This window comes from Bacillus sp. LH1 (genome assembly GCF_057924895.1).
Window position 1 is genome coordinate 4,906,740 of record NZ_CM175007.1, and the last position, 23,074, is coordinate 4,929,813.

The window sequence follows — 23,074 nt, forward strand, 5'->3', positions numbered from 1 at the left end:
TTCAATCACGTACAACTTCTTACTATTATTGTATAAAAAAATTGTCGAAATAACTATCACAATAGCTTACATTTTTATTACATTTTTGTAAGGGTCACACTAGTGATTTTCGTTCTTTATTAAATAGTAAAAATCATTTTTCAAGTCGAAATAGCGAAAAGGCGCATTAATAACATGCAAATTTTATCCATTTTTTAGCACTAAAAAACCTCTCTTATTTTGTTCTCAATAAAAAACCATCACAAACTCATGCTAACTTCATATTAGCTTCATATACGTATTGTAAGATTATATCGGAATTTGTTGAAAAATTTAACCAATATATGACTAAGCATTAATTTGAATAAATATAAGTCGTTTTTCGAAATTGAAAAAAGGGTGAATACGAAATGGAAGCATATAAAATGCACGATTTTATTAATACAAATGTTGAATCTCATCAAAATGAAACCGTTTTTAATTTACAAATCTGTGAAACAAGTGAATTTGACGTAAGTTTAACAAAATCTACAACACTATCTTTTATCGTTTCAAAAAAGAATATTAAAATTGTCACGAAAAAATGGATTAATTCAAATCAAGAAAGCATGATTGGCAAAAGCTACATCATTCCAACAAAAGCTTTTCATTATTTCTTACCAATCATCTCTGAAAATGAAGATGAGCTAAATATTCAAGTTCAAAGTTTTGGACTACGTGGTGAGCTTTTATTAAATGAAAGATTACTTATTGATAACAACAACAAACACAACAGCAAAATCACTACATTCTTTGAAACATTAGATGAAAATGTAAATAAAGCATTACGAGGATTACAACTTCATTGTATGTAAGACTCTTACGATAGTAAAAGGAGAATAACAATGAAAAAATTATTATTAAGCGCACTATTATCATTAGGATTTTTAACTCTTCCATTCTCTAGCGCAGAGGCAGCTACAACGAAAGATCAATTAATCGTAGACACTCAGTTAAATAAAATGGATTATTATCAGGATGGAAAATTTATAAAAAGTTTTACTGTCGCTACTGGAAAAGCTGCAACACCTACACCTAAAGGCACTTTTCAAATCGTAAATAAAATTAAAAATCGCCCTTATTATACAGGCAAAATTAAAGGCGGCGATCCACGTAATCCACTTGGTGACCGTTGGCTCGGATTAAATATGGCAGGAACTTACGGAACAACTTATGCGATTCACGGAACTAACAATAATCAAGCAATCGGCAAATGGACAACACTTGGTTGTATTCGTATGTATAACAATGATATACACTGGTTATTTGAGCGCGTTCAGCAGCAAGCTACTGTCACTGTAAAATAGCCTAAAAACAAGATTTATGTGTAGCCAAGAATTTTATGTCTTGGCTTATTTTATTTATTCATTTACAGTAGCAAAACAACTGTATTTACATATATAATAGGAATAGATTTGATTAGCTAATATTTAAACATTGATAAACGTAGATATTAAAATTATACAGTTATAATGTTTTATAAATTTTATAATACATACTATAATAGAACTACTGTAATTCTGAACTATTCAGTAACACTAAACTATTCCCCTTGCTACCTTCATGATTATTTTATAGCGGGGGCTTATTATATGTATAAACAATCTGAGTCACTCGAAAAATGATGAATTCGAATATTGCAGTAAAAAGCGTTATTTAGGAGGTGTTACTATGACGCATATACTGGTGATTGAAGACAACCCAGATATACAAGAACTTATTCGTGAATTTCTAATGGCACAAAACTTTACAGTTGATGTAGTTGGTGCTGGAACAGAAGGTATTCTTCTTTTCCAAAAAAATTCATACGATCTTGTCCTCCTCGATGTAATGTTACCAGATATAGATGGCTATAGTATTTGTAAAATTATGCGAGGACAATCTGATGTACCAATCATTATGTTAACAGGCTTACATAATGAAGAAAGTGAAATTAAAGGATTTGAGTTAGGTATTGATGACTATATTACGAAACCGTTCCATTATACTGTATTTATTAAGCGTGTAGAGGCTGTATTAAGAAGGGCAGCAACGAAGGAAGCAGAAGCTGCAACTATACTACAATTCCATGAATTGATGTTAAACTCTACAGCATATGCAGCTTATGTTCATGGTAATCAAATTGAATTGACAACAAAAGAATTTGAAATTATTTATACTTTACTGCAAAATCGAGGAAAAGTATTATCAAGAAGTGATTTGTTGAATAAGGTATGGGGCTATGAACATTATGGTGATGTAAGAGTTATAGATACACATATTAAAAACTTAAGAAAAAAATTAGGAATTCCTTATATTAAAACGGTGAAAGGCATTGGCTACAAAATCGAATCGTAGCAAAGACAACATCACCAAAAATATTTTCATCAAAACCTTATTATTTTGTATTCTTTTATCACTTTGTCTTTATCAAATTATTTACTTTCTAGCTTCAAACTACGATAAAGAACGTTTTGCGAAAGAAAATGGAACGCCGACTACAGAACAGGCCGATTCAGATAAGCAAAACGACGGAAGTAAAACGAAGCAAAATAAAGCTGTGTCAGAGGGGAGCATTTCTAATTTCCAATCTTCTATTATAGATTATAAATCTCTTTCTACAGCTATCAATCACCTTTTGCAGCCTAGCCAAACTGTAAAGGCAAAAGAACATACACAAAATCTTTCGGGGAAAAATAGCACTTCTAATCCGCCTACAGAAGCAGAAAAGAAAGCCGCTAATAATGATGCCTTACATACACAAAATGCAGCAAGTAAAACAAATGATACAAATGATAATCCAAAGTTAGCAGATGCGTTGCAGCAATTAGCTCCACATATTGGCGCGACAATGCTTGCATTATCACTACTCGGATCATTAATTTATACAAAACTAATTGCCAAACCTTTTCAATATATGAGCGATGCTTTAAAAGATATTATGAATCTTGATTTCTCAGATAAAAAGCTACTTAACAAAAATACAGATCAAACAGATTTTAATTTGCAAGTAGCTGCTTCACAAGTACCAAATATTGTGAAGAATTTACATGCAAGCAATCAAGATTTAAGAAACGAGCTCAAGAAGGAACAACAATTAGAACAATCTCGTAAAGAATTTATGTCTATGGTATCCCATGAATTAAAAACACCAATCGCAGCCGTTATGGGACAACTAGATGGCATGATTCACGGAATTGGAGCTTATAAAGATAGAGATAAGTATTTGAAACGTTCCTACGAGATGATGCAAGACATTAACATATTAACGGAAAAAATGTCGGAATTATCCAAAATACAAAACCCTCAATTTAAACCGAATTTAGAAGTCATTTCTTTATCTAATATTATTGAGGATGTTATGAAGAAAGTAGATTACTTTGTATCTGTAAAACAATTAAATGTACAATCTAATATTAAACACGACGTACAAATTTTAGCTGATCCTAAATTTATTCAAACTGCTATTTTTAACATTATTTCAAATGCAATTCATTATACAATTGACCATCAGCACGTATATATAAAGCTTTATGAAAAACCAAATGGTTACGCATTAGAAGTATTAAATACAGGTTCACAAATTGATGAAGATAAACTTGCTCATTTATTTGAGCCTTTCTATCGCGCAAACCCTGATAAACACGGTTTAGTACAAGGTAGTGGTCTTGGATTATATATCGTGAAACAAATATTAGATAAACATCAGTTTCCTTACGGGATACAAAACACGCCTCAAGGTGTAAAATGTTCTATTGTATTCCCAAAAGCAATGTAAAAACCTACTACAATTTCATACCCCAAATTCATACTTCGTATGAGTGGCGGAATTTTGTAGAGTATATGACTCTGTTTCGTTCGCCCGTTATCCTTATTTGGATAGCGGGCGTTTTTTATTACTTAAAAGGAGGATTTTTTATGGAAAAGTTTAAATATTCATTGCTCGTTTTATTCGGTGCTTGCAGCTATGGCATACTTTCAACTATTTTCAAACTCGGATTCATAAATGGATTTTCAGCACATCAACTATTAGGGGGACAATATGTCTTCGGATGGATTGGACTATTTCTACTCGTTCTTTTCTTTTCACGTCATAAAGTAACAAAAAAACAATTCTTTTCCTTACTAACCGTCGGAACAACAATGAGTATGACCGGGATTTTCTACGCTATTTCTGTAGAAGAACTACCCGCATCTATCGCTGTCGTCCTACTCTTTCAGTTCACTTGGATTGGTGTCATTATCGAAGCAATTGCAAATCGAACATTTCCAAGCCGCGATAAGATTATATCTATCCTTATTTTATTTGCTGGTACATTGTTTGCAGGTGGTGTATTTGAAGGCCTCGGACAAAGTTTTTCTACGAAAGGGATTATCTTTGGGCTATTAGCTGCTGTCTCTTTTTCATTCTATGTTTTTGCAAGCGGGCGCGTCGCTACGGATGTTCCGCCTTATACGAAAAGCTTCCTTATGACAACAAGCGCTACTCTTATCGTATGCCTATTCTTTCCGCCAACCTTTTTAACAGACGGTGCTTTGCAAGCCGGTCTATGGAAATATGCTTTCTTCCTCGGATTATTCGGCGTTGTTGTACCTGTCATTTGTTTTTCAATCGGTGTACCAAAGGTTGGAACAGGGCTTGGTACAATATTAGGTGCAGCTGAATTACCAACTGCTATTATTGCTTCTATTACACTTGTACATGAAGTCGTAACGTTCATGCAGTGGATTGGAATTATTTTCATATTAGTTGGGATCTTCACTCCTCAGCTGCTTACGGCTAGGAAAGAAAGGAAACAAAATCGCGTGCATAGCGCTTGAAAAAATACAGAATTTATATAAAAGATATAACTGCAATTAAAATAAGTAAATTTATCTGGAGGTATAAATGACTATTTTAAGCATCGTATTTTTTGCTATTATGTGTATCTTCTTCCTAATAAGATATATGAAAGAAAAGAAATTTTACGATTTACTTCTCATTCCCGTTTGTATATATGCAGGAGCAGTGAAAACTCCTTTCGTAGAGTACTTAAACTTTAATACTACATTTAAAATAACGTATGATATTGCAGCTATTATTCTTGTAATCCTTGCTGTACTTTTCTTTTTGAAAGATAAGAAAGAGAATCATACTGCATAACAAAAGACCTTTCATTTACTTGAAAGGTCTTTTTCTCTATCTCATTTTACCGCTCCATACAGCTTCTCTATCTCATGCTCAATTTGTTTTACATCGATTCGCTCAAATAATGGCTGTACGCTATCAATTCTACTTGGCAACGTATTTTGCGGTTCCCAATTTCGTTTCACAATCGACAATGTGTTTCGAACTCTTTCACTTGAAAATGGTAAAAACGGTTCAAGGAGATTTGCAAAATTAGCGATAAGATACACACAGTTATAAATCGTTTCTTCACATGAAACTGGATCATCTTCTCTTTGTTTCCAAGGCTGCTTTTCATCAAAGTATTTATTTGCAAAACGTACTGCATCAAATATTGTTTCTAGCGCCACCTTGAATTTAGTTTGCTCAATCGCCTCTCCTACACGCTTATATAATCCTTCTACTTTATCTTTCAGCTCTACCTCAATACTTCGCTTCGGCACGATACCACCATAATATTTTTCGATAAACTTTAATGTCCGGTTCACAAAGTTCCCGTATGCACCTAATAATTCACTATTATGACTGTAAATAAATTCCCGCCATGAAAAATCAGTATCGCGATTTTCTGGTGCGTTGACGGTTAAAAAGTAACGAATAGAATCTGGATCATAGCTTTCTAATATGTCAGGCACCCATACTGCCCAATTTTTACTTGTAGATAATTTTCTTTTTTCAACTGTTAAATATTCATTCGAAACGATATGACGCGGGATTGCTTCCTCCCCTATTCCAAGTAATACCGTTGGCCAAATGACGGAATGAAACGGAATATTATCCTTTCCGTGCACATAATATGTTTTCGCTTCGCTATCCCAAAACTCTTGATCATCTTTCCCTGTTTCTTCAGCCCAATGTTTACTCGCTGAATAATAGCCTGTCACTGCTTCAATCCATACGTAAATTTTCTTATCTTCATACCCTTCTACTGGAATTGGTACCCCAATTGGTAAATCACGTGATACGGCCCTATCTAGTAATCCTTCCTTTACATATCTCTCTGTTAGTTGAATCGCATTGTCGCGCCATGTCCCTGTTTGCTTGGCAATTTCTACAGCCCTTTTAATTTGCTCCTGAAATGTATGCAATGCGAAATAGAAATGCTCTGTTTCCTGTACGGATGGTGTACTACCACATAACTTACATTTCTTTTCTAACAAATCAAGAGGATCTAAAATAGCAGAACACGCATCGCATTGATCTCCTCTTGCTGCTTCATGGCAATGTGGACATATTCCTTCTACATAACGATCCGGTAAAAACTGCGTACACGTTTCACAATATGCTTGTTCCACTATTTTTTTATAAATATGTCCTTCTTCTAATAAACGTAAAAAAACATTTTGAACCGTTTCATGATGGTGCTCACTATCTGTACGTGTATAGCAATCATAAGTAAAACCAAGGCTACGAAAACATCGCTGGAACTCTTCATGATACTGATCAGCAATTTCCTTCGCTGTCACACCTTCTTGTTTTGCTCTAATTGCAATCGGTGTTCCATTACAATCACTTCCCGAAACATACAACACATTCTCACCTTTGGACCGGTAATAACGTGCTAAAATATCTCCAGGTAATAAACTCGCAATATGGCCAAGATGTAATGAACCATTCGCATACGGCCAAGCGCCCCCAATAAAAATACTCATCTTACATTCCTCCTTTAAAATATAAAAAGCCCCACCCCTATCTTAAAAAAGATAAGGGCGGGGCTGTATAAACAGTCGCGGTACCACCTTATTTCGCCAATTACTCACATAATTAGCCTTAACAAGTACGGAGCTATATGCTCTTATACTGTGGTTTTGATAACGAGTACCAACTCTCGTCGCCGCCTACTATTATCATTTGATAAGTTCAGGACGAAGCTCAAAGGCCATTGTTCAAATGAATATTCTTGCTTCTTCTCAGCTACCGAAGCTCTCTGGAAAGAATGTGTTCATCCTACTTTTCCTTTTCAACGCTTTTACGTATAACAAGTATTGTACGACTTAATCACAGAAAAATCAAACTTTTATCCAGAAAGAAAAGGAAATTACATCCCCCTGCCGAATACCTATACGTTCACAAAAGGAGTGATAACATTGAACCAAAAACAACTAAGCACTATAAATGAAAAAAGCTGGAATACAGCTGCTTATGAAGCTTGGACGAATCGCCATGGGGCGCCAGAGGATTATGCAAAAAAAATTATGGAAGATCCCACACGCGAAGTAGCACATTATTTACCTTACATACAATCTCCAAAAGGAAAACGTATTATTAACTTACTCGGCTCAAAAGGAAATAAAGGTGTTGCTCTCGCTCTTTTAGGCTCTGAAGTAACAGTTGTTGATATTTCAGCAAGTAATGCAAAATATGCAAATGAACTTGCGGACGCAGCAGGTGTCTCTATCCAGTATGTCGTTTCTGATGTATTAAATGTGCAGCTCTCCGAATCATTTGATATCGTATTGCTGGAACTTGGTGTACTCCATTACTTTCTAGATTTAAAACCACTCTTTCAAAAAATTGCTACTTTACTTAAGCGAGATGGAATGCTTATACTTCGTGACTATCATCCTGTTTACACAAAATTATTAGGAGTCGACCACCCATCATTTCAGGCCAATGGAAATTATTTCGATGAAGAATTAATTGAAGATGATGTTGCTTATAGCATCCTTCTTACAGAAGCACAGAAAGAATCGCTACCTAAAACAACCATCCGTCGCTGGACGCTAGGAGAAATCATTACAACACTTGCGGAAGAACGTTTTAAAATCGAAAAACTAGTTGAAGAACATGGATCTCATCAAAGATGGGTCTTTCCTTCTACTGCACCAGAAGGAATCGAAGAACGTATCCCTGGTCTATATACAATAATTGCGACAGCATGCAAAAAAGGATCCCTTCACGGATAGGATCCTTTTTGCATGCTCACGCATATAAGTTGAGGTTGGAGATTACCATAATTCTGTAGAATAGGACACAAGATATTTCAACATTTCGTCTCTGACTTACGTCGTCAAAAAGGGGTATGACCAACATAACGAAGAGTAATGTTTTTAGTTGATACTGATAATCGTTATCAACTAATTAGAAGTATACATGATGTCATTTCAAATTTCAATAGCATTTCTAATATTTATTTATGAATTTTATGATATGCAAATGTATACATTTTAAGAACTTTTTCTAATACTAATCTGACTCCTTCCATTATCTGCTATAATTTTCATTGAACAGATTAATAACTTCATAATAATGTTTTTATTAATTTTGTTTTAAATATCTATAAATCATAATAAACAGTTTAAATGAGGGTAGGGGTAACGATGAAATATGTTAGTATTCGAAAAAAACTACTGTTCACACTCTTAAGCATTTCTTCTTTATTTAGTATTGCTCTTATTGTTATTCTTTCATTCGCCATGAATCAAGCAAGTGAAATCGAAACGTTAAAAAATGATGTATCAAAAAGAGCGACGATTTTAAAAGAACGTGGCGATTGGTTCCAAGCACAAGTTGCTGGTTTACAAGAATATTTGCTATCACATGATCAAAAAGGATTAGATAAGTTCAATCGAGAAGGGAAAAAATTAGCTGCTACTAGAGAGAAAGTAACAAGTGACAAGAAGCTCCCAGAAGGAATGAAAGAAGCTATTTTAATGGGTGGAAAATGGCGTAGCGTCATAGATAATGAGGTACTACCTCTTGCGCGTGAAGGAAAATGGGACGAAGCATCCAAAATTGCTTTATCACAAACAGATTATGTAAATGATCTTTTAGGTCGTTTTAATAAATATACAAATGAAGAGAATGAGAAACGTGACGCATTAATTGCTGATGTCGAGTCTTCTTCATCACTTATTCAATATATTATTTTCTTCTCACTTATTACATGTACATTAACGTCTATCTTATTAGCATGGTGGTTCTCTGGTAAACTCGTTAAACCAATTCGACAAATTGATGAGAAGTTAAAAGAATTAGCTTCTCAAGACGGAGATTTAACGGCTAGATTACACGTAACAAGTAAAGATGAAATTGGTGACATTGCAAATTCCTTTAATCAAATGCTCACTAACTTACAGCATATAATAAAACAAGTTCAACAAACATCAACAAGTGTAAAAGAAGCTTCCGAAAATGTATTTATCGAAACAACCGCTTCTATGGAAAATACCGCAAGAACCCAAGAAACTATGAATGCTCTTGAACACAATATTCGTTCACAAGTTTCTAGCATTGAAGAAAGTTCAACCGCAATGGATGACATGGCAACGAGTGTTCAGCGTATCGCTGAGTCCGCCTCTTCTGTTACTAGTTTAGCTGTCACAACTTCAGAAAAAGCAGATGATGGGAATAAAGTCATTGAGAAATCTATTACACAAATGCATACAATTAACGAAGCTGTTAACGCTACATCACAAGTAGTTGAGCGACTCATTACACATACAAACCATATTGATACTGCACTTCAATCTATTTCGAATATCGCTGAGCAAACAAATTTGCTCGCTTTAAATGCTTCTATTGAAGCAGCTCGTGCTGGTGAACACGGCAAAGGATTCGCTGTTGTTGCCGATGAAGTTCGAAAACTTGCTGAACAATCTCAACTAGCCGCAACTGACATTAACCATTTACTTCATCAAATTCAAGCTGATACAAAAATAGCAAATGATATGATGACACAAGGTCAAGCAGAAGCTTCTGAAGGAATTACGGTTATTCGTACCGCCGGATCTTCATTCTCAGAAATTGTTAACCACATTAACAAAGTCTCTACACAAATGCAAGAAATGTCTGCAACTGCTGAAGAGATGGCTGCAAGCTCTGAAGAAATGAACGCAGCTTTAAATAATATCGCTTCTATTTCAAACGAAGTTGCTGCAGAAACATCACAAACAGCGCATTCGGCTGGTGATCAAGTAAACAAAATGAGTATCGTGGCTAACAAATCATCTGAAATGAAAACAATCGTACAAGAACTTGAAGTTCTCGTCTCTCATTTCAAAACAAACATTTAACGCGAAACTTTCATTTATACTTCTATGAGCTCCAAATTGTTAGAAAGAGGCTGTCTCAAAAGGTCACTAAAAACTACCTTTTGTAGACAACCTCTTTGTTTTTCCTTTATATGGGTAAAAAATACTTTAAGGGAAAGGAACACTGTTGATTCCCTCCTAAAATTTCGAATTTTCTCCTTTTAGTTGAGCCGTTATTGCCTACTTCCGTAAATTATGAGCAACACAAATAAGACCACATTTCAATCTATTTTTGGATGGTAAGGTGGTCTACCACCACCTGGATAACGAGATAAGAGGAGAGAGATCCATAGTTTCTACAGCTGCATGAACCACCCTTGAAAGATAATGTTCAGGAATACGAACCTCAACATCCAATGGAAAAGTAGAAATGTATACTTTTCTACTCTTTCTTAGTTTATTCAAAACCCTTTACCAGAGATACCGCCAGCATTCGAGAAAACCACGCTAAGCAAAATATATAATAAGCTGACTATATTGGCAGGTGTAACGATTGTACTAAAAAGATTTTAGACAGGTTCTAAAATAACCATTCACTTTATCACGTAAATATTTAACAATATGTAATTATATTACCTTTAATTACATATTTTAACATAAAAATTCATTAGTAAACAGTCTTTTATTTTCTATTAATAATATTTAAAATTTTCTAAGTAGGGTGATATCAAAATATATAAAAAACACAATAGCGTGGGGGTAAATGAATTTGAAGCTTAAGAAAACAGTATTCGGAATCCTATCTGGTATCTTATTAACGATGACAGTAGGTAATAACGCAGCAGCAGAAACTGCTCCAGTTAATGAACAAGCGTATATGGCTGCTTTTGAACAGTTGGTTGTAGAAATGGAGAACGGTCAGATTCAAAATGAAGAAGAAGGTAATGAAAGATTTGATGATTTAGTAAATGAAAAGGAAAACAATCCTAAAACAAGAGTACAACGTAGTGCTAGCATTGCAAATGCTTTAGGAAAAAGTGAAGAAATGCAAGCGTGTCTGAGATCAATAGGTGCATATAAATGTGGTCAAGCTAGACTAAATGCTAACGCAGCAATTAATATGGCTACAGCATATTATCCAAAAGCTAGTCTAAATAACGGAAAAGGTGATGCATTTAGACATGGATATTGGAATGCACTTATGTGTAAAAGTATAGGATGTTCGAATGCTAAAATTGTAGCAGATAATCATGAAAGATATAATATGACAGAAAAGAAATTACATGATATGGATTATTATAATAATGAACGAGGCCGAATTATGTATAATTGGCGGGCAGCTAATGGTTACGCTTTAACGCCGCAAGGTTTGGCAGATAATCTTAATCAGGATATAAGAAATGGTTTACTAAAATATATAAGACAACCCGAAGGCTGGTTATTATGGACTAACCAATAAATAACAGATTAGGAATAGGTACATCATGAAAAAAATTAATATTTTAATTTCAATATTAATAATTTTATTTTTATGTTTAGTCGGATTTATATTTTTTAATGATACTACCAAAAATGAAAGATATATTATTTGGGAGAAAAATGTACAAGAAAATAATAGTTTACTAAAAAAGCTACAAAATAATGATATCCCTTACAAAATTGATAAAAAAGGCAATTTAGAAATTCGTGAAAAAGATATTAATAAAGCTACACTTTGTTGCACTTAATCCGTGCTCAACCGTGTAAAAAGACGAGAGAATTCTCGTCTTTTTATGTTGTATAAACATTCCTATCAGGTTTACTTAACGTCTCACTATCGATAGCAATCAAAAAGCGAATCCCAGCTCTCATAAGGAATCCACTCTTTCTTTTTCTACGACGCTATTTTTATATGTTCCTATCATCGGTCAATAGTTCCTCTACTTTCCCTCACCAGAACCTCCACCATCTATTGTGACGAAATGATGCAAGACATGTCCATAAATGTATTGTATATTGAGTCGCGGACTTTTTTTACCTTAAAATATCTCTTTCTATCTCTCATTCCGTCTGCTATAATTCCTAAAGGAAATAAGAAAGCTTTATTCCAACTGGAGTAAAGCTTTCTTTCAATTTTTTACATTTATTAATTCTAATACTAAGATTTCACAAAGGAGGCTTTTAATTATATGAATTTTGTAAGTATCAGAAAAAAACTTATGTTCATGATGGGAACGATTTGCGCTTTATTTGGTGTCGCCTTAGCATTTATTTTATTTTTTGCTATCGACCAATCTCGTAAAGCTGAAACATTACAAAAAGAAATTTCTCCACTGGCAACAGAATTGAAAGAGCGTGGAGACGCTTATCAAGTACAGCTCTCTGCTTTAAGAGGTTATTTACTACAACATGATCAAGTCGAATTAGACAAGTTTAATGAGATGAGTAAACGTCTTGAGGATTCAAAAGATAAACTTCTTTCTAATCCAAATCTTTCTTCGTCCGTAAAAAGCACAATGGAATTAGGGTCTACTTGGAGAAAGTTCATTGAAGAAAAAGTATTCACTCTTGCAAAAGAACAAAAATGGGAAGAAGCTTTACAAGTAGCTTCTTCAGAAAACGGAACGGTCTATAAAGTAATTGGTGACTTCACAAATTACAGTAATGAACAAGCTAGATTACGTGAACAATCTATTGAAAAAATTGATCAATCTGCACTCTTAATCGAATATGTTATTTTCTTATCACTTGTTGTATGTATTATCGTTGCAATTATTCTTGCATGGTGGTTCTCTGGTAAACTGGTGAAACCAATTCAACAAATTGACACGAAACTAAAAGAATTGGCCTCTCAAGAAGGTGACTTAACGGCACGTCTACAAGTAAATAGCAACGATGAAATAGGTGCTATCGCAACATCATTTAATAAAATGTTAGAAAACCTACAACATATTATTAATCGTGTTCAAAAAACATCAGTGGAAGTACAAACCGCTTCTGAAAATATGCTAGAAAAAACGAATACATCACGTGAGGCGACATTAAGAGTCCAAAGCTCGATGTCCAACTTAAATGCAAGTATTCAATCACAAACTTCTAGTATGGAAGAAAGTTCAACTGCAATGGATGATATGGCAGTAAGTGTTCAGCGCATTGCTGAATCTGCTTCATCTGTAGCGGAACTTGCTGTTGCCACATCTGAACATGCTAGCGATGGCAGTACCGTTATCCAAAAATCTGTTTCACAAATGACAACAATACACGAAGCTGTAAATGCTACGTCAGAAGTGGTTGAACGTCTAATCACTCATACGAAATATATTGATACTGCTGTACAATCTATTTCTAATATTGCTGAGCAAACAAACTTACTTGCTTTAAATGCTTCTATTGAGGCAGCTCGTGCTGGTGAGCAAGGAAAAGGATTTGCTGTCGTAGCTGACGAAGTTCGAAAGCTTGCTGAACAATCTAAAACAGCTGCAACAGACATTAATCAATTACTACATCAAATTCAAAATGATACAGAAACTGCTAGCTCTATGATGTCTCAAGGCCGTTCTGAAGCATTTGAAGGTATCAATGTTATTCGTGAAGCTGGTACTTCTTTCACAACAATTGTAGAACAAGTAAATAAAGTATCTACTCAAATGCAAGATATATCAGCAACTGCTGAAGAAATGGCTGCAAGTGCTGAAGAAATGAACGCTTCACTTAATAACATCGCTTCTATCTCTACTGAAGTATCGAGCGAAACTGCCGCAACGGCACAATCTGCTGAACAGAAAGTTATTGTTATGAATGAAATGGCAGTAACTGCTGGAAAAATGAAACAAACAGTTGAAGAGTTAGATCAACTCGTATCTCATTTTAAAACAGAATAGATGTTCAAAAAATATCCCTTCTTTGAAAGAGGGATATTTTTTTGAGCTCATTTCCTGCACATTATGCTCATTTCCGTTATAATGAGAATCGATATCATTAAAGTGTAGGAGGGGCTGCTTATGTCACAAGAAGCATTTGAAAATAAATTACTTGCCAATTTAGAGGCTGTTATTGACCCTGAACTAGGTGTTGATATCGTTAATCTTGGATTAGTTTATGATGTTACAGCAGATGAAAATAATAATGCTGTCATTACGATGACTATGACTTCTATCGGTTGTCCAATGGCTGGGCAAATCGTATCAGACGTTAAAAAAGTATTATCAACAAACGTACCTGAAGTTAATGAAATAGAAGTAAATGTCGTTTGGAATCCACCGTGGTCGAAAGAACGTATGTCACGTATGGCGAAAATCGCATTAGGTATTCGCGACTAAATAAAGTGGAAATTTCATCATTTGCGGATAGCGGGATAAAGAAAAGACCTGACTAGGATGTCAGGTCTTTTCTCTTATTATTTTACACCTACTGCATCATAAGCTTTCGTTACAGCTTGTACAGCTTTAGAGTTTTTACCATATAAATCTTCAGCTGACTGAAGAGCAGCTTGACGCATCATTTTGAAGTCAGAGTTTGCAGTTAAATATTTCGTAAGAGCACGGTAGTAAATTTTTTCTGTCGCTTCACGGCCCACACCAGTTACTTTCACGCCGTAATGATCTCCGCCTTCAGATACTAAATATGCAGCTTTATTGTTAATACTGCTGTTAATATGAACACCGCCATTATCAGCTGTTCCAGTATAACGTTTACTATAGTGATCTGGGTAACCCTCACTTGGTTTTAATGGATTTGGAATAGACGCTGGGTCTTTAAGAGAGCGAAGTGCATCACCAGGTTTATCAGGTGTATAAATATCAGCACCTAAATCCCAGCTCTTCTTCTCAACCATAACACCCATAATATCAGATAACGATTCATTTAACGCCCCTGACTCATTTTTGTAAACAAGGTTTGCTGTATGTTCAGTTACAGCATGCGTTAATTCGTGACCGATAACATCAAGTCCAGCAGATAATGGAATGAACGTTTTTCCATCGCCATCACCGTACATCATTTGCACACCATTCCAAGCTGCGTTATTCCAGCTCTCCCCTACGTGAACAGTTGAAATAAGTTTCGCACCTTTATCATCGAAAGAGTTACGATTAAATGTCTTTTTGTAGTAATCATATACTTTTCCTGCATTTACATGCGCATCAACTGCAGCTTTATCTTCGAAGAACTTAGATTTACTTTCAACTTCTTCTCCTGTATATCCAAGCCATTGTGAGAATAAATTAAACCAGTTCTCGTCCATATTTTCTGCATCAAATGTATGAACACCTTGTCCTCGTTTACCATCAAACAAGTTGAATTGTCCTGTTTTCGTATCTTGAGCAATTTCAAATGATTGTCTAGCACCTAATACTCCGTAACCAAATCCAGTAATGTTATCTACAGCGTTATATTTCTCAATAACATTTCCATTCGTTGCATCAACAAAATAATGCCAATACCCTGGAGCTGGTTTTGAAATCGATGCCTTAACTAAGTATGCAAGGTAGTAATTACCGTCTTTTTCATATACAAATAAATCTTTTTTCACACCATCATAACTCTTTACTTTACCAATTTCTTTCTCAATATCTGCCTTTGCAATTGTTTCTGCTTGTTCCGCAGTAATGCTTGCAGCTGCAGGAATATTTTTATCATCTAAATTCGGAATAACTTGTCCGAAGAATGCTTTTACATTATTCTCTTTATCAAGTGTAACAGTTTGATCAGAACCGTACACAGGAATGTTATTATGTTTCTCAACTAGCTTCACATGTGTCGTATCAGATTCAGCGTCTTTTTCTTCCCCAACGATATTAAAATGCTTTTCAATATTTCCTGCTAATTTAAACATATCTTTCTTACTCTCTAAGTATTGAAAGACTGTCTCTTTTTTATCTAGTCCTTCCGGTGCTTTCCATTCTTCACCTATGTATGCAGGTGTTTTAAATTCTTGATGATATTGAATTTTTTGTTCTTCCGCTTTCGTTGTCGTTGCCCCAAACGCTCCAAATCCCCCGGCGATAACAGTTAACGCTAATGCTGATGAAATGACTTGCTTTTTCACTATAACATTCCCCATTCCCATAAAGATTTTTGACACTTTTATACAATTCTTATTTTCCCAGCCGATACCTCTACCAAAAATTTGAGAAACATTTTTCAGACAATTCCAATCAAAAAAAGAGGACATCTATCGGATGTCCTCTTTTCTATAAACCTTTTATTGTTTTTTCAATTCAATTGCTAAATAGTGTGATTGCTCTTTCGCTTGAATGTGAATATCTTCTTCTACAGATTCTGCTGCATCCCGCATAACAAACGTTTCACCATTTATTACACTGCTTCCTTCAATTTGTACAAGGTACAATTGACGGCCTTCTTTCACTGGAAAATGAATTTCTTTTCCAGCCTCTAATGATAAAGAATATAAATTCGCATCTTGGTGAATTTGAATTGGTGCATTTCCTTCTACTGAAGATACCATATGGAACCATTCATCTTCACGCTTGCTCCAATCAAATTTAAACTCACCATAGTTTGGTTTATGATCTGCGCGGTCTGGTAAAATCCAAATTTGTAATAAACGCAGCGTTTCATCGCCTAAATTATGCTCGCTATGAAATACACCCGTGCCAGCACTCATATATTGAACATGTCCACGCTCAATTGTTCCGCGATTTCCCATGCTGTCTTCATGTGTTAAAGCACCATCTACAACGTAAGAAATAATCTCCATATCACGGTGCGGATGCATATCAAAACCAGTTTGCGCCGCTACTAGATCATCATTAATAACACGTAACGCTCCGAAGTTCATGTTATTTGGATTGTAGTAATTGGCAAAAGAAAAATGAAAATGTGTATTTAACCAACCATGATTTGCTCTGCCCATATTTTTATGATCAACTTTTCTAAACATATCCTTCACCTCATACTATCTCGAATTCGAGATTTATTTTAAAATTTTTTCTTACTGTAACTTTTTTAATAGTGTTAATAACTGCTTTTGTTCCTCTATATTTAAATTATGAAACTTCTCTGCTTGGAACGTTTCTTGAGGTGGGACGATTTCCTCATATAAAGCTCTTCCCTTTTCTGTTAAAGAAATATATTTCGTAGTACCCTCTTGTTCACGCAAAATCCACTCAAGCTGCTCCATTTTATTTAAAAGCTGCGTTACATTTCCTTTCGTAACAAATAGCTTATTTCCAAGTTCTTGCTGCGTTAAACGATTATGTCCTCCAACTTGAGCTAACACATCAAACTGGGCGGCAGATATATTCCATTTTTTCAAATGCTGATTCGTCTCACGAATACTCTTATTATAAAAGCGTGACAAACGAAACCATAATAGTAGCCCTAGTCTATCTTCTGTTTTCATTTCATCACCTCTCTCGTTTCATATCATTAGTTTAGAACTAAACTTATTAAAAGTCAAATACTTATTTTTTATAAGCACAAAAAGCATAGCGCTATTTCTCCACTATGCTTTACATTAACTTTCTACTCTTATATTCATCTAATTTCCTCTCCGCGAACTTCCTCGCATCTTTTTCAATCCACCGCTCTTCGTACCGTTCATTTCCCACATACAATATATCTCTCTTATGCTGCATCGCATGGCGGAATTCATGCAGTAGCGTTTTGAGAACTTGATCATACTCTTCCCACATACAAACGAAAATTAACTGCTTTTCTTTATGATAAAAACCACCTACTGGGAATAGGAACTCTTCTTCCTCTTCCCCTAATGATAGAAGCACATCATTTGCATCACACGTATCACAAAAAATAACGGGCATTTTACATACTCCAATAAGAGAAAACAAATCCTCTCTCAACTTTTTGACATCCCAAGGAAGCTCCGAATCCAACACATACCAATTCTCTACCTGTTGATATACATTTTGAAACTGGAGTTCCATTTCTCTTTATTCCCCTTTCCAAGCACCCTTTTTCTATATGTATGCCACAATATGGTAAATATTAAACGTATTCTTTCATCCTTGAAAAAATGCCAATAAAAAAGGAATCTACGTCGACATAGATTCCTTTTCTGTAATCACTTTTTTTTCATCATTTTTTTTAATACAAAATAACCAATTGCACAAACAATAGCAGCAAGTGCAAAGTATTTCACATATGGCCCCGCAACTTTATTAATACTTTCCCACTCTGTTCCTAATTTAAAACCTAAATATACAAACACAATTGACCAGGGAATAACAGCTAATGTAGTTAGCGTAATAAACTTAGCATGTGACATTTTCGCAATACCCGCTGGTATCGAAATAGCATGACGCACAACCGGAATAAAACGTGCGGTAAAGATAACGCCAGTTCCATAACGATTAAACCAATCTTCAGCATAATCAATATGTTTCTTCTGAATTAAAATATATTTTCCATATCGCTCAAGAACAGGTCTTCCTCCATATCGACCAATCCAATAAATGAATAGTTGTGCAATTACACCACCAATTGTACCGAACGCGACAGCGCCCCAAAATGTAATGCTTCCTGTTGATACTAAATAACCTGCATAAGACAATACGATTTCACTTGGAATAACCTCTAGCATTAATCCAAGCATAATTCCCCAATAACCAAGTCCTTCTAAAAAAACTAAAACCGAATGGATCAACTCTCCTAACATCATGTACCTCTCTTTACTGTTTTCATTACAAAAATGAAAGTACAAGCAGGAAATATCTTGTACTTTTATTTTTTAAAATTTAGTTTAGTTAGTCTTCGTATCCCACTTAAAGATTTTATTTAAGAATTTATATACATTCTTCGACTCTTTTGTCAAAAGTGGGCCTAAAATGGATAGTATAAGCACGTATAGTGCTGAGAATGGTTTCAGTACTGACATTAAACCACCGGCGATACCGATATTAGCCATAATGATGGAGAACTCTCCTCTTGAAACGATTGTTAATCCGATATTTGTTGATGCTTTATGAGATAATCCAGCTTGTCTTCCTGCAATCATTCCTGCTACAAAGTTACCGATTATCGTAAGAAGGACAGCACCTAACGTTAACCATATCGCTCCGCCTAATGAGAACGGATCAATACTTAACCCGAAGCTGAAGAAGAAAATAGCTCCGAAAAAGTCTCTAAATGGAACAACAAGATGTTCAATTCGGTCACTATGCTCTGTCTCAGAGAAAACTAATCCTAGAAGAAGTGCTCCAATTGCTTCTGCAACGTGAATTGTTTCTGAAAAACCAGCAATGAAGAATAATGAAGCAAATACTACAATAATAAAGATTTCATCTGAGCTAATATTGAGCAATTTATTTAATAACGGCGTAGCCTTTCTAGCTACTATAAAGAATAGAAGCATATATCCTAAAGCAATTCCAATTGAAGTAAGGGCACCTAAGAAGGAAGCGTGATCTCCAAGTACTAAACCAGAAACAACTGATAAATATACAGCAAGGAATATATCTTCAAACATAATAATTCCTAAAATTAATTCGGTTTCATTATTACCAGTTCTTCTTAAGTCCACTAACACTTTAGCAACGATAGCGCTAGAAGAAATCGTAATAATACCCGCAATAATTAAGATTTCTAGTAATGGGAATCCCATTATAAATCCGTATAACAAACCAAGTGAAAAGTTAATTAAAATATAAATCGTTCCGCCAATCGCAATAGAGCGTCCAGATTTAATTAGTTTTTTCATTGAAAATTCTAATCCTAGATAGAATAGAAGGAATAGAACCCCAATCCGTCCAAGGAAGGAAATTACACTTGCACTTTCAATAAATTTGAGATCGATAACACCTATTGTCGGTGCATGCGGTCCTACTAACATTCCAAGAACGATTAGAAAAGGAATTACTGAGAATTTAAATTTTCCAGCAATTACTGCTGCAATTGCCACTAAAACTAAAGCTGTACCAACTTCAAAAATTAACGTATCCATCTAATCAGTCCCCCCTATTTGAAAGTAATTCATTAATGATTTTTTTAATTTCTTCTCTCTCACCTGAAACTACAAGCATATCTCCTTCTTCAATTACTGTTTCTGGTCCTGGATTAAATAACTTCTTCATGTTCTTCTTCATAACCGCGATTATTGTTACGCTATATGTTTTTCTTATTTCAAGATCGCCAATTGTTTTTCCGATTGCTGGAGCTGTATTCTCCACTTTGAACCACTCAATCGCTAAACCTTCAAAAACCATCTCAACATTTTCTAACGCCCTAGGCTTATATACCATTCCACCTAATATTGCAGCGATTTGTCTCGCCTCTGAGTCACGTAGCGAAATACTTGAGATGCTTTCTTCATGATCTGAATCAAAATGATACATTTCTCTACGACCATCATCATGAATGACAATTACCATCTTTTCGTTACCTTTCGTAACGATTTGAAACTTATAACCAATACCTGGAAGTTCACTTTCTCTAATATTCATTTTTAGCTCCTCCATAACTTATTTATTTTAATTTTCTGTTTTTCTGTCTTTTATTCATCCAATCAACTTTAGAAATTCTAACCACTCAGGATATTTGTGATTTGGAAATCTTTTATTGTAATAATAAGTGGACCCTAAAAAGATACTTAAAGATGTAATGATAAAAAATATATTACTTCTCATTTTCAAACTCTCAAGGCTTACTTTCCATAAAGAATTTTCTTTCAAATTATCCCCACCTTCTCGCTTTAAATTTAGTTTTTTAAAATGTAAATAATTCTAAAAATATTACGATGTAACATAATCATAACACAAAAATGATTTAAGTAACATAATTTTTTAGAAAAATTGATTCTCGTATATTTTTTGCATATAATTTTCTTATTACGAAAAAAAGGAAGTGTATTATATGGTTGATATCTTTAGCAGATTCCTTGAGGTAACGAATAATATTTTATGGTCATATATTCTTATTGCAATGCTAATCGGCTTCGGTCTTTACTTCTCTTTTAAATTAAAATTTGTCCAAATTACTCATTTCAGTGAGATGGTCAGCTTAATTAGTAAAGGGTTTAATCGAAAAGAAAAAAAGAAAGATAGCATCTCACCATTCCAAGCATTTTGCTTAAGTGCAGCAGCACGTATCGGTATCGGAAACTTAGCTGGTGTAGCATTAGCAATTTCAATGGGTGGACCTGGCGCAATATTTTGGATGTGGTTTATCGCAATTATCGGAGCAGCTACTAGTTTTGTAGAATGTACACTTGCGCAAATTTATAAAGTAAAAGATGGAAGTAGGTTCCGTGGTGGACCAGCATATTACATGGAAAAAGGGTTAAACAAACGCTGGATGGGCGTCTGGTTTTCACTTCTTATTACAGTTGCGTACGGATTAATTTTCAATTCAGTGCAAGCAAATACAGTAACAATAGCGTTTGAAAATGCTTTTGGACTAGAGCGAACAATCGTAGGAGCTCTATTAGCCTTATTAGTTGCAGTTATTATTTTTGGTGGTATTAAGAGCATTTCACGTATTACAGAAATGATTGTTCCGCCAATGGCAATCGTTTATATCGGCGTGGCTATTTTTGTCGTTATTAACAACTTCAGTATGTTACCAAGCATTTTCATGGAAATCTTTAACGGTGCATTCGGTTTAGACCAAGCCATCGCTGGTGGTATTGGAGCAGCAATCAAGTTCGGAATTCAGCGCGGTTTATTCGCTACAGAAGCGGGAATGGGTAGCTCTCCTAATGCAGCAGCAACATCTGATGTATCTCACCCTGTAAAACAAGGGCTTGTTCAAGCGTTAGGCGTTTTCGTAGATACATTCTTAGTATGTACATCAACAGCATTTATCGTATTATGTTCTGGACTTTACAAAGGATCAAATTTAGAAGGTATCGAATTAACACAAAACGCATTAAGTTCACAAATTGGACCGTGGGCAAGCACTTTCTTAGCGATTATTATTTTCCTATTCGCTTTCAGTTCACTTCTAGGAAACTACTATTATGGTGAAACAAATATCGCATTCATTAAAGAAAGTAAAACATGGTTAATGATTTATCGTGTTGCAGTTGTCGGAATGGTATTCTTCGGATCAATCGCTGCTCTTAAAACAGTTTGGAGTTTAGCTGATTTATTCATGGGACTAATGGTATTCACAAACTTAATTGCCATCTCATTCCTTAGCAAATTTGCTTACGCTGCATTAGTAGACTATTTGAAGCAAAAGAAACAAGGAAAAGATCCTGTCTTCGTTGCAAACTCTATCCCTGGCTTAAAGAATACAGAGTGCTGGGATGGGCAGGATGTAGAAGAAAAACAAAAGGCCGTTTAACAAATAAAAGCGGAAGTGGCTCGTTCAGAACAGGAGGGTGTTGGAACTCCTGATTACGAGGCGCTTTTTGCCTCGAATGAAGGAGTGAAACAACCGACTGTTCTAGCCGCTGGAGCTGGATATCATTTAAAGCGAAAGCGGCTCGTTCAGAACAGGAGGGTGTTGGAACTCCTGATTACGAGGCGCTTTTTGCCTCGAATGAAGGAGTGAAACAACCGACTGTTCTAGCCGCTGGAGCTGGATATCATTTAAAGCGAAAGCGGCTCGTTCAGAACAGGAGGGTGTTGGAACTCCTGATTACGAGGCGCTTTTTGCCTCGAATGAAGGAGTGAAACAACCGACTGTTCTAGCCGCTGGAGCTGGATATCATTTAAAGCGGAAGCGGCTCATTCAGAACCGCAGGACACTTCAAGCTCTCGACCTTGAAGCGCTTTTTGCTTCGAGCGAGAGAGCGAAATGACCGACTGGTCTAGTCACCGGAGCTGGATATCACTAAAAGCACAAGCGGCTCGTTTAGAACAAGAGCCATATCTCAAACAAAGGCCCTATTACTTCACCGTAATAGGGCCTTTTATTTACAACAGTTCATAATTTGTTCAAATTAATTCCAGCAAAAGGGTTGATTTATAGAGATTACTAGATTATAATGATTATAAATTAGTAATTGATATCACATAACAACTCAAAAGGAGAT

General features: G+C 35.1%; 21 protein-coding genes and 1 other annotated feature. Of the genes, 13 read left to right on the forward strand and 8 right to left on the reverse strand.

Annotated features, from left to right (window positions below):
• Positions 1–389 precede the first annotated feature (389 nt).
• From ACX9TM_RS25505 to ACX9TM_RS25530, 6 genes are all read left to right on the forward strand, one after another.
• Positions 390–833, forward strand: coding sequence for a DUF3978 family protein (locus ACX9TM_RS25505; protein ID WP_000388769.1), 444 nt, complete (start codon positions 390–392; stop codon positions 831–833).
• Positions 834–863: 30 nt separating this feature from the next.
• Entirely contained in the window at positions 864–1,325 is a 462-nt protein-coding gene (locus ACX9TM_RS25510; RefSeq protein ID WP_000735063.1) for a L,D-transpeptidase, read from the forward strand.
• Between the two features lie 364 nt (positions 1,326–1,689).
• Positions 1,690–2,355, forward strand: coding sequence for a response regulator transcription factor (locus ACX9TM_RS25515; RefSeq protein WP_000148833.1), 666 nt, complete (start codon positions 1,690–1,692; stop codon positions 2,353–2,355).
• On the forward strand, positions 2,333–3,775 hold the full coding sequence (locus tag ACX9TM_RS25520) for a sensor histidine kinase (RefSeq protein WP_000201958.1): 1,443 nt from the start codon (positions 2,333–2,335) through the stop codon (positions 3,773–3,775). The genes ACX9TM_RS25515 and ACX9TM_RS25520 overlap by 23 nt, the downstream gene beginning before the upstream one ends.
• A gap of 140 nt (positions 3,776–3,915) precedes the next feature.
• A complete protein-coding gene (locus tag ACX9TM_RS25525; protein WP_000410484.1) occupies positions 3,916–4,818 on the forward strand; it encodes an EamA family transporter in 903 nt (300 codons plus the stop codon).
• 67 nt (positions 4,819–4,885) lie between these two features.
• Complete coding sequence (locus ACX9TM_RS25530) at positions 4,886–5,140, forward strand: hypothetical protein (protein WP_000154129.1); 255 nt, start codon at positions 4,886–4,888, stop codon at positions 5,138–5,140.
• Between the two features lie 41 nt (positions 5,141–5,181).
• Here the strand turns inward: ACX9TM_RS25530 and metG are convergent, their stop codons facing one another.
• Positions 5,182–6,816, reverse strand: coding sequence for a methionine--tRNA ligase (metG, locus tag ACX9TM_RS25535; RefSeq protein ID WP_065381819.1), 1,635 nt, complete (start codon positions 6,814–6,816; stop codon positions 5,182–5,184).
• Between the two features lie 50 nt (positions 6,817–6,866).
• Positions 6,867–7,137: a binding site (T-box leader), on the reverse strand.
• A 114-nt stretch (positions 7,138–7,251) separates the two neighbouring features.
• Between metG and ACX9TM_RS25540 the strand changes: the two genes are divergently transcribed.
• From ACX9TM_RS25540 to ACX9TM_RS25565, 6 genes are all read left to right on the forward strand, one after another.
• Entirely contained in the window at positions 7,252–8,070 is an 819-nt protein-coding gene (locus ACX9TM_RS25540; protein WP_059304212.1) for a class I SAM-dependent methyltransferase, read from the forward strand.
• Positions 8,071–8,484: 414 nt separating this feature from the next.
• Positions 8,485–10,179, forward strand: coding sequence for a methyl-accepting chemotaxis protein (locus ACX9TM_RS25545; protein WP_065381820.1), 1,695 nt, complete (start codon positions 8,485–8,487; stop codon positions 10,177–10,179).
• 721 nt (positions 10,180–10,900) lie between these two features.
• Complete coding sequence (locus ACX9TM_RS25550) at positions 10,901–11,596, forward strand: DUF6973 domain-containing protein (RefSeq protein ID WP_002026534.1); 696 nt, start codon at positions 10,901–10,903, stop codon at positions 11,594–11,596.
• Between the two features lie 25 nt (positions 11,597–11,621).
• Entirely contained in the window at positions 11,622–11,864 is a 243-nt protein-coding gene (locus tag ACX9TM_RS25555) for a hypothetical protein (RefSeq protein ID WP_000723536.1), read from the forward strand.
• Between the two features lie 441 nt (positions 11,865–12,305).
• Positions 12,306–13,997, forward strand: coding sequence for a methyl-accepting chemotaxis protein (locus tag ACX9TM_RS25560; protein ID WP_065381821.1), 1,692 nt, complete (start codon positions 12,306–12,308; stop codon positions 13,995–13,997).
• A gap of 120 nt (positions 13,998–14,117) precedes the next feature.
• The gene (locus ACX9TM_RS25565) at positions 14,118–14,435 is read left to right on the forward strand and encodes a metal-sulfur cluster assembly factor (RefSeq protein ID WP_000076422.1); all 318 of its coding nucleotides are present in this window, start codon (positions 14,118–14,120) and stop codon (positions 14,433–14,435) included.
• Positions 14,436–14,512: 77 nt separating this feature from the next.
• Here the strand turns inward: ACX9TM_RS25565 and nprB are convergent, their stop codons facing one another.
• From nprB to ACX9TM_RS25600, 7 genes are all read right to left on the reverse strand, one after another.
• Complete coding sequence (gene nprB / locus ACX9TM_RS25570) at positions 14,513–16,162, reverse strand: neutral protease NprB (protein WP_000745123.1); 1,650 nt, start codon at positions 16,160–16,162, stop codon at positions 14,513–14,515.
• A gap of 156 nt (positions 16,163–16,318) precedes the next feature.
• Complete coding sequence (locus ACX9TM_RS25575; protein WP_000488927.1) at positions 16,319–17,017, reverse strand: pirin family protein; 699 nt, start codon at positions 17,015–17,017, stop codon at positions 16,319–16,321.
• 51 nt (positions 17,018–17,068) lie between these two features.
• Positions 17,069–17,479: a MarR family winged helix-turn-helix transcriptional regulator gene (locus ACX9TM_RS25580; RefSeq protein WP_000845467.1), complete on the reverse strand. Its 411-nt coding sequence runs from the start codon at positions 17,477–17,479 to the stop codon at positions 17,069–17,071.
• 109 nt (positions 17,480–17,588) lie between these two features.
• Positions 17,589–18,023 (reverse strand): DUF3920 family protein, encoded by a 435-nt coding sequence (locus ACX9TM_RS25585; RefSeq protein ID WP_065381822.1) that lies wholly within the window; start codon positions 18,021–18,023, stop codon positions 17,589–17,591.
• Between the two features lie 137 nt (positions 18,024–18,160).
• On the reverse strand, positions 18,161–18,754 hold the full coding sequence (gene uptA, locus ACX9TM_RS25590) for an undecaprenyl phosphate transporter UptA (protein WP_000900214.1): 594 nt from the start codon (positions 18,752–18,754) through the stop codon (positions 18,161–18,163).
• Positions 18,755–18,838: 84 nt separating this feature from the next.
• Positions 18,839–20,038, reverse strand: coding sequence for a cation:proton antiporter (locus ACX9TM_RS25595; protein ID WP_000380223.1), 1,200 nt, complete (start codon positions 20,036–20,038; stop codon positions 18,839–18,841).
• Between the two features lie 4 nt (positions 20,039–20,042).
• Positions 20,043–20,537: a cation:proton antiporter regulatory subunit gene (locus ACX9TM_RS25600; RefSeq protein ID WP_001026075.1), complete on the reverse strand. Its 495-nt coding sequence runs from the start codon at positions 20,535–20,537 to the stop codon at positions 20,043–20,045.
• Between the two features lie 409 nt (positions 20,538–20,946).
• Between ACX9TM_RS25600 and ACX9TM_RS25605 the strand changes: the two genes are divergently transcribed.
• Complete coding sequence (locus tag ACX9TM_RS25605) at positions 20,947–22,380, forward strand: alanine/glycine:cation symporter family protein (RefSeq protein ID WP_000227591.1); 1,434 nt, start codon at positions 20,947–20,949, stop codon at positions 22,378–22,380.
• The last annotated feature ends 694 nt before the right edge of the window (positions 22,381–23,074 follow it).

What these genes read in the sequence shown, in the direction of transcription:
- ACX9TM_RS25505 (WP_000388769.1), top strand. Translation starts at nt 390, where the DNA reads ATGGAAGCATATAAAATGCACGATTTTATTAATACAAATGTTGAATCT.
- ACX9TM_RS25510 (WP_000735063.1), top strand. Translation starts at nt 864, where the DNA reads ATGAAAAAATTATTATTAAGCGCACTATTATCATTAGGATTTTTAACT.
- ACX9TM_RS25515 (WP_000148833.1), top strand. Translation starts at nt 1,690, where the DNA reads ATGACGCATATACTGGTGATTGAAGACAACCCAGATATACAAGAACTT.
- ACX9TM_RS25525 (WP_000410484.1), top strand. Translation starts at nt 3,916, where the DNA reads ATGGAAAAGTTTAAATATTCATTGCTCGTTTTATTCGGTGCTTGCAGC.
- ACX9TM_RS25530 (WP_000154129.1), top strand. Translation starts at nt 4,886, where the DNA reads ATGACTATTTTAAGCATCGTATTTTTTGCTATTATGTGTATCTTCTTC.
- metG (WP_065381819.1), bottom strand. Translation starts at nt 6,816, where the DNA reads ATGAGTATTTTTATTGGGGGCGCTTGGCCGTATGCGAATGGTTCATTA.
- ACX9TM_RS25545 (WP_065381820.1), top strand. Translation starts at nt 8,485, where the DNA reads ATGAAATATGTTAGTATTCGAAAAAAACTACTGTTCACACTCTTAAGC.
- ACX9TM_RS25550 (WP_002026534.1), top strand. Translation starts at nt 10,901, where the DNA reads ATGAATTTGAAGCTTAAGAAAACAGTATTCGGAATCCTATCTGGTATC.
- ACX9TM_RS25555 (WP_000723536.1), top strand. Translation starts at nt 11,622, where the DNA reads ATGAAAAAAATTAATATTTTAATTTCAATATTAATAATTTTATTTTTA.
- ACX9TM_RS25560 (WP_065381821.1), top strand. Translation starts at nt 12,306, where the DNA reads ATGAATTTTGTAAGTATCAGAAAAAAACTTATGTTCATGATGGGAACG.
- ACX9TM_RS25565 (WP_000076422.1), top strand. Translation starts at nt 14,118, where the DNA reads ATGTCACAAGAAGCATTTGAAAATAAATTACTTGCCAATTTAGAGGCT.
- ACX9TM_RS25575 (WP_000488927.1), bottom strand. Translation starts at nt 17,017, where the DNA reads ATGTTTAGAAAAGTTGATCATAAAAATATGGGCAGAGCAAATCATGGT.
- ACX9TM_RS25580 (WP_000845467.1), bottom strand. Translation starts at nt 17,479, where the DNA reads ATGAAAACAGAAGATAGACTAGGGCTACTATTATGGTTTCGTTTGTCA.
- ACX9TM_RS25585 (WP_065381822.1), bottom strand. Translation starts at nt 18,023, where the DNA reads ATGGAACTCCAGTTTCAAAATGTATATCAACAGGTAGAGAATTGGTAT.
- uptA (WP_000900214.1), bottom strand. Translation starts at nt 18,754, where the DNA reads ATGTTAGGAGAGTTGATCCATTCGGTTTTAGTTTTTTTAGAAGGACTT.
- ACX9TM_RS25595 (WP_000380223.1), bottom strand. Translation starts at nt 20,038, where the DNA reads ATGGATACGTTAATTTTTGAAGTTGGTACAGCTTTAGTTTTAGTGGCA.
- ACX9TM_RS25600 (WP_001026075.1), bottom strand. Translation starts at nt 20,537, where the DNA reads ATGAATATTAGAGAAAGTGAACTTCCAGGTATTGGTTATAAGTTTCAA.
- ACX9TM_RS25605 (WP_000227591.1), top strand. Translation starts at nt 20,947, where the DNA reads ATGGTTGATATCTTTAGCAGATTCCTTGAGGTAACGAATAATATTTTA.